At 71.1% G+C, this 6602-nt stretch carries 9 protein-coding genes; 1 reads left to right on the top strand and 8 read right to left on the bottom strand.

Annotated elements, in window-relative coordinates:
- The coding region (locus BB334_RS18695; RefSeq protein ID WP_158014410.1) for a pilin at positions 1 to 218 on the bottom strand (218 nt) is incomplete at its 3' end.
- Positions 219 to 553: 335 nt separating this feature from the next.
- On the opposite strand from BB334_RS18695, the gene BB334_RS12990 reads away from it, so the two are divergent.
- Positions 554 to 1105, top strand: coding sequence for an SEL1-like repeat protein (locus tag BB334_RS12990; RefSeq protein WP_068808901.1), 552 nt, complete (start codon positions 554 to 556; stop codon positions 1103 to 1105).
- 12 nt (positions 1106 to 1117) lie between these two features.
- Here the strand turns inward: BB334_RS12990 and rng are convergent, their stop codons facing one another.
- The 7 genes from rng to BB334_RS12955 all read right to left on the bottom strand — a co-directional run bounded on the left by rng (position 1118) and on the right by BB334_RS12955 (position 6579).
- The gene (gene rng / locus BB334_RS12985; RefSeq protein ID WP_068808900.1) at positions 1118 to 2572 is read right to left on the bottom strand and encodes a ribonuclease G; all 1455 of its coding nucleotides are present in this window, start codon (positions 2570 to 2572) and stop codon (positions 1118 to 1120) included.
- An 85-nt stretch (positions 2573 to 2657) separates the two neighbouring features.
- Positions 2658 to 3302 (bottom strand): Maf family protein, encoded by a 645-nt coding sequence (locus BB334_RS12980; RefSeq protein WP_068808899.1) that lies wholly within the window; start codon positions 3300 to 3302, stop codon positions 2658 to 2660.
- Between the two features lie 7 nt (positions 3303 to 3309).
- Positions 3310 to 3780 carry a 23S rRNA (pseudouridine(1915)-N(3))-methyltransferase RlmH gene (gene rlmH, locus BB334_RS12975; protein WP_068808898.1) on the bottom strand — a complete coding sequence of 157 codons (471 nt, stop codon included), beginning with the start codon at positions 3778 to 3780 and terminating at the stop codon, positions 3310 to 3312.
- A gap of 4 nt (positions 3781 to 3784) precedes the next feature.
- Positions 3785 to 4153, bottom strand: coding sequence for a ribosome silencing factor (gene rsfS / locus BB334_RS12970; RefSeq protein WP_068808897.1), 369 nt, complete (start codon positions 4151 to 4153; stop codon positions 3785 to 3787).
- Between the two features lie 4 nt (positions 4154 to 4157).
- Positions 4158 to 4832: a nicotinate-nucleotide adenylyltransferase gene (gene nadD / locus BB334_RS12965; RefSeq protein ID WP_068808896.1), complete on the bottom strand. Its 675-nt coding sequence runs from the start codon at positions 4830 to 4832 to the stop codon at positions 4158 to 4160.
- The gene (locus BB334_RS12960; RefSeq protein WP_198531235.1) at positions 4822 to 5589 is read right to left on the bottom strand and encodes a BPSS1780 family membrane protein; all 768 of its coding nucleotides are present in this window, start codon (positions 5587 to 5589) and stop codon (positions 4822 to 4824) included. The genes nadD and BB334_RS12960 overlap by 11 nt, the downstream gene beginning before the upstream one ends.
- A 39-nt stretch (positions 5590 to 5628) precedes the next feature.
- Positions 5629 to 6579 (bottom strand): homoserine kinase, encoded by a 951-nt coding sequence (locus BB334_RS12955; RefSeq protein ID WP_068808894.1) that lies wholly within the window; start codon positions 6577 to 6579, stop codon positions 5629 to 5631.
- Positions 6580 to 6602 lie beyond the last annotated feature (23 nt).

Below are 6602 nucleotides of genomic sequence, written 5' to 3'. Positions count from 1 at the left end.
TCAGTCACGCCATTGCACCAAGTAGTATCGTCAGAACTGTTAGCGATGTTTTCACCAACTGTGGCCTTCATCCCAGACGCCATGATCGCCAGTTCGGACACTCGCGCCCGCACCGTATAATCCTGATACGCCGGCAGCGCCACCGCAGCCAGAATGCCGATGATCGCCACGACGATCATCAGTTCGATAAGGGTGAAACCCTGTTGAACCTTCTTCATTTCCGTTTCCTCTTTCGAGTTTCGATTTCAGCGTTTCCGGCGCCGTCGGCCTAGGCCTCCCATCCGGCGCCTTCGGCATTCCTGTACGCAAGGGCCATGCCATGCGGAAATGCGTGACCGATTTCACGCGGCCTGCGGGCGGGCCGTGCCAATGCCATCGGCAAGCGAGCGGGGTCCGCGAACTGGCACAGCCTCGGCCCCGTCATCGCCGCTGCTGGCACAGCGAATGCCGTGCCACCGCACAAGGCAGCGTGCTCGCATGCCGCGCCGTTCGCCATCCCGCCCCGCCCGCAGCGTTACACTCCACCCCTCTCCCGTCTCCCACGCCCCTCCCGATGGACTACATCAGCCTCAACACCGCGATCTCGATCACCGGCCTGAGCAAGCGCACGCTGTGGCGGCGCATCGCGGAAGGGGTGCTGCGCACCGACCCCACGGTGGAGCCGGGCGAGCGCACCCGGGTGGCGGTGGAGGATGTGGCGCCGCTGGCGCGCCTGGCGCTGACGCCCGCGCTGCGCGAGCTGGCGATCGCGGCCGATGCCGGGCTGGCGGAGGCGCAGTGCGACCTGGGGCTGACCTTCCTCGCCGCGGGGCTGGACGCGGAAGGCGCGGCCTGGCTCGCGCTGGCGGCGAATCAGGCGCATCTGGATGCGATGCACTGGCTGGGGCGCTGCCTGATCGCGGGGCGGGGGGTGGCGGCGGACGAGAAGGGCGGGGTGGACTGGATCGCGCGGGCGGCGAACTACGGTCATGTGAGCGCGCGGGCGATGGTGCAGTACCTGTACGACCCGGCGCGGCCGGCGCTCGGGCCGGCGGCGCTGGAGGCGGCGCTCGATGCGATCGAGCGCCGGGTGGTGTTCGAGGCGCTGGGGGCGGCGGGCGGCTGAGGCCTTGGCGCGCTACAGCAGCACGATGTCGAACTGCTCCTGCGTATAGCTCGCCTCGGCATGCAGCGAGACCTTCTTGTCGATGAAGTCGGACAGCATCGCGAGCGCCTGGCTTTCCTCGTCGAGGAAGAGGTCGATCACCTGGGGCGCGGCGAGCACGCGGAATTCCTTGGCGTTGAACTGGCGCGCCTCGCGCAGCAGCTCGCGCAGGATCTCGTAGGCGACGGTGCGCGCGGTCTTCACCTCGCCGCGGCCGCCGCAGGTGGGGCAGGGCTCGCACAGCAGGTGGGCGAGCGAGTCGCGGGTGCGCTTGCGCGTCATCTCCACCAGGCCGAGTGCGGTGAAGCCGTTGATCGTCATCTTGGTGTGGTCGCGCGAGAGCGCCTTGCGGAACTCGTCGAGCACCATCTCGCGGTGCTCGGCGTTCTCCATGTCGATGAAGTCGATGATGACAATGCCGCCGAGGTTGCGCAGGCGCAGCTGGCGGGCGATCGCCTGGGTGGCCTCGAGGTTGGTCTTGAAGATGGTGTCGTCGAAGTTGCGCGCGCCGACGAAGCCGCCGGTGTTGACGTCGACCGTGGTCATCGCCTCGGTCTGGTCCATGATCAGGTAGCCGCCGGATTTCAGATCGACGCGGCGGGCGAGCGCGCGCTGGATCTCCTCCTCGACGTTGTAGAGCTCGAACAGCGGCCGCTCGCCGACGTAGTGCTCGAGCAGCGGCGCCACCTGGGGGGTGTATTCGGCGGCGAAGGCGGAGAGCTTCTGGAAGTTCTCGCGCGAATCGACGCGGATGCGCGCGGTCTCGTCGGTGACGAGGTCGCGAAGCACGCGCTGGCTCAGGGTGAGGTCCTCGTGCAGCAGCTTGGGCGGCAGGGCGCCGGTGGTGGCGCTGCGGATCTCGCTCCACAGCTTGCGCAGGTAGGCGATGTCGGCGGCGAGCTCCTCGTCGGGGGAGGACTCGGCCATCGTGCGCACGATGAAGCCGCCCGGCTCGTCGTCGGGCACCAGGCGGGTGAGGCGCTCGCGCAAGGCCTCGCGGCCGGCCTCGCCCTCGATCCGCTGCGAGATACCGATGTGCTTTTCCTGGGGGAGGTACACGAGCAGACGGCCGGCGATGCTGATCTGGGTGGACAGGCGCGCGCCCTTGGTGCCGATCGGGTCCTTGAGCACCTGCACCACCAGGCTCTGGCCTTCGGACAGGATGCGCTCGATCGGGCGCGCGCCCTCGCCGTTCTGGCGGTCGCTCCAGATGTCGGCGACATGGAGGAAGGCGGTACGCGCCAGCCCGATGTCGATGAAGGCCGACTGCATGCCGGGCAGCACGCGCACCACCTTGCCGAGGTAGACGTTGCCGACGATGCCGCGGCTGGCGGTGCGCTCGACGTGCAGCTCCTGCACCACGCCCTGCTCGATGAGGGCGACGCGGGTTTCCTGCGGGGTGAAGTTGATGAGGAATTCGACAGTCATTGGCCTGGCCTAATGGGAAATGCGCAATGACGGAGCGGAACGCCGCCATTGCGCATGGCTCATCGGGGGAAAGGCGCGCGCCCCCTCAGGGCGTCGCGCTCTGCGACCACAGAGGATAGCCGAAGGCGGCGAGCAGTTCGCTGGTCTCGTACAGCGGCAGGCCCATGATGCCGGTGTAGCTGCCGCGGATGTCCTCGATGAACATCGCCGCGCGGCCCTGGATGCCGTAGGCGCCAGCCTTGTCCATCGGCTCGCCGGTGGCGATGTAGCGCCGGATCTCGTCCTCGGTGAGGGTGCGAAAGCGCACTTCGCTCACCGACAGCGCGCTGCGCACGCGCTCGCCGTCGGCCACCGCGATCGCGGTCAGCACGCGGTGGCTGCGCCCGGAAAGCCGCGCCAGGATGCGGCGCGCGTCGGCCGTGTCGACCGGCTTGCCGATGATCTCGCCGTCGAGCTCGAGCGTGGTGTCGGCCGCCAGCACCAGGCGCTGCGCGAGGCGGCGCCACTGGATGCGGCGCACGCCGGCCTCGGCCTTGGCGAGCGCGAGGCGCTCGACGTAGCGCTCGACCGGCTCGTCCTCGAGCGGGGTCTCGTCCACATCGGGGTCCTCGCCGCGCGCGCCGCCGCTGCGAAAGGCGATGACGTCGAAGCTGACGCCGATCTGGCGCAGCAGGTCGCGTCGGCGCGGGCTTTTCGAGGCGAGGTAGATGCGGGGGGCGGCGGGCGGCATGGGAAACTTACTCTCGGTGGTAGGGGTGGTTCTTGGTCACGGTCCACGCGCGGTAGAGCGCCTCGGCGAGCAGCGGGCGCACCATCGCGTGCGGCAGGGTGAGGCTGGACAGGCGCAGCGACTCGGCGGCGCTCGCCTTCAGCGCCGGGGCGAGGCCGTCGGGGCCGCCGACGATGAGGGCGACGTCGTCGCCCTCGGCCTGCCAGGCCTCGAGGCGGGCGGCGAGCGCCTTCGTCGTGAGGTCGGCGCCGCGCTCGTCGAGGATCACCCGCCGGCAGCGCGGCGGCAGGGCGGCCTCGATGCGCGCGGCCTCGGCCGCCATCATCGCCTCCACCGTCTTGCCCGCGGTGCGCGGCTCGGCCTTCACCTCCACCAGCTGCAGCGGCAGCTCGCGCGGCATGCGGCGGGCGAACTCGTCGAAGCCGGCCTGGGTCCAGGCCGGCATGCGGTGGCCGACGGCGACGACCAGCAGGCGCATCGCGTCAGCCGGCGGAGCGGTCTTGGCCGGATGCCGGGCGGCGGGTGGCGGGCGGGTTGCGCCACAGGTCCTCGAGCCGGTAATACTCGCGCACCGCGGGCTGCATGATGTGCACCACGATGCCGCCGAGGTCGACCAGCACCCATTCGCCGCTTTCCTCGCCCTCGATGCCGATCACGTCGCCGCCGGCCTCGCGCACCTTGTCGTGCACGTTGCGCGCCAGCGCGCGGGTCTGGCGGCCGGAGTCGGCGCTGGCGACCACGACGCGGTCGAACAGCGGGGTGAGGCGGGCGGTGTCGATGACTTCGATGTCGCGCGCCTTGATGTCTTCGAGCGCGGAAACGACGATCTGCTGCAGGGTGTTGGTGTCCATGTGTTCAACCGTAGAGGTGGTGCTGCCCAATATAGTCGAGCACCGCGTCGGGCAACAGATAGCGCGGGCTGGCGCGGTGGGCGATGAGATCGCGGATGAGCGAGGCGGAGATCGCCAGCGGGGTCATGTCGAAGGGGATGACGCGGCCGGCGGGCGCCTCGCGCAGCGCGGCGGGGTCGCTGGTGTGGCGGTCGCGGCAGGCCGCGTCGAGCTCGGGCGACAGCACCTGCGGCCAGCGCCGGCCGTGCGGCGCGTAGCCGGGGCGGTTGGCGATGGCGATGTGGGCGAGGCCGAACAGCGCCTGCCAGCGGTGCCAGGTGGGCAGGCCCTCGAAGGCGTCGGCGCCGAGGATCAGCACCAGCGGGCGCGCGGCGCCGAACTGCGCGCGCAGGCGCTCGAGGGTGAGCACGGTGTAGCTCTTCTGCGCCGCGCGCACCTCGCCGTCGTCGAGTTCGAGGCCGGGGTTGCCGGCGATCGCCAGCCGCGCCATCGCCAGGCGGTCCTCGGCGGTGGAGCGCGGCACGCCGCGATGCGGCGGCTGGCCAGCGGGGATCAGCCGCACGCAGTCCAGCCCGAGCGCCTCGCGCGCCTCCTCGGCCAGGCGCAGGTGGGCGAAGTGGATCGGGTCGAAGGTGCCGCCGAGGATGCCGAGCGGTCCGGCCGCCGGCTCATTTCGCATCCGCGACGCCTTCCGGCAGGCCGAAGATCTCGCGCGCATTGACGTAGAAGCTGGCGAAGAGGATCGGGATCAGGATCAGCGGCAGCGGCAATGAGAGCAGGGTGGCGAGCATCGGCGACACCAGGCCGGCGACGCCGATCACCAGCGCCGGCAGGAAGGCGCCGAACAGCATCAGGCCCACCGCGTAGGCGAGGAAGGGCCGCCAGTTGCGCAGGCAGGCGTAGTAGCTGAAGAACAGCGCCTTGGGCGCCGACAGGCCCCACCAGCCGGCCAGCACGGGCGCGAACCAGTAGGCCATCAGCACCGGGGTGGACAGCGCGAGCGCGGTGAGCAGGCCGACGGTGAGCGCCGGGTCGGCGGCCGCCTCCTCGCTCACCGGGCCGCTCATCATGGCGAGCAGGGCGCCGCCATCGGCGAGCGAGGTGAGCAGCAGCACCAGCAGGGTGGCGACCAGGTAGATGCCGCCGATCGTCACCAGCGCCGGCACGTTGGACTTGAAGCCCGACAGCAGCACCTCGGGGCCGACCTTGCGGCCGGTGTCGACCGCGCGGCAGCCGTTGAGCACGCCGAGCGAGATCACCGGCATCAGCAGCGAGGCGATCGGCTGGCCGATCAGCGGGAAGAGGCTGATCACCAGCAGGATCAGCAGGTAGCCGAAGGCGAGGAAGGTGAGCAGCGCCGGGTTGCGCCGCCACAGCAGGGCGCCTTCCTTGAGCCAGGCCCAGCCGCGCTGCATCGGGAGTCGGTTTGCTTGCATTGCGTGTCGTTCGGCGGATTCGGGGGGGAGCGCGCCGGCTCAGGCGGGCGCGCCGGGCAGGGGCGGCACCGCGCCGCGGCGCAGGCGCAGGATGTCGCGGTATTCGTCGGGGTTCTTCACCAGCACCATCTCGCCGGCGCGCGGCAGGTGGAAGTCGGCCGCGCGCGAGAGCCAGAAGCGCAGCGCGGCGGCGCGCAGCATCGCCGGCCAGGCGGCGCGTTCGGCCTCGGTGAAGGGGCGCTCGGCGTGGTAGGCGGCGAGCAGGGCGGCCACCCGCGCGGGGTCGAGGCGGCCGTCGTCGTGCGAGCACCAGTCGTTGACCGTGACCGCGACGTCGAACAGCCAGGCGTCGTGGCCGGCGAAGTAGAAGTCGATGACGCCGCCGATGCGGCCCTCGTCCCACAGCACGTTGTCGCGGAAGAGGTCGGCGTGGATCGGGCCGGCGGGCAGGGCCTCGAGCGCGACCGCGGCCTGGAAGGCGAGCTCGTCGTCGAGCATCGCGCGCTCGTCCGCGGGCAGGAAGCCGCGCACCGCGGCGCCGGTGGCGGCGCGCCAGGCGGGGCCGCGCGGGTTGTCCTGGCGGCGGCCGTAGGACTGGCCGGCCAGGTGCAGGCCGGCGAGCATCGCGCCGACGTGGGTGCAGTGCGCGGCGCCGGGGTTCATCTCGGAGGCACCGGCGAGCCGGCGCACCAGCGCCGCCGGGCGCGCCTGCAGGGTGCCGAGGTATTCGTTGTCGCGGTCGGCGATCGGCGCCGGCACCGGCAGGCCGTGGCGCGCGAGGTGGGCCATCAGGTGCAGGTAGTAGGGCAGCTCGGCGCGCGGCATGTCCTCGAACAGGGTCAGCACGTAGCGGCCCAGCGTGGTGGTGACGAAGAAGTTGCTGTTCTGCACGCCGGCAGAGATGCCCTTCAGTTCCACCAGGCGGCCGATCGCGTAGCGCCTGAGCCAGTCGGCGAGCACCGGTTGGGGAACGGGGGTGAAGACGGACATGATGACTCCGGGGAGGGCCGCGG

The organism is Thauera phenolivorans (genome assembly GCF_001696715.1).
GTDB classification, from domain to species: Bacteria; Pseudomonadota; Gammaproteobacteria; order Burkholderiales; family Rhodocyclaceae; genus Thauera; species Thauera phenolivorans.
The sequence above is the reverse complement of the archived record's forward strand: the minus strand, read 5'-3'. Positions and strand labels throughout refer to the sequence as shown.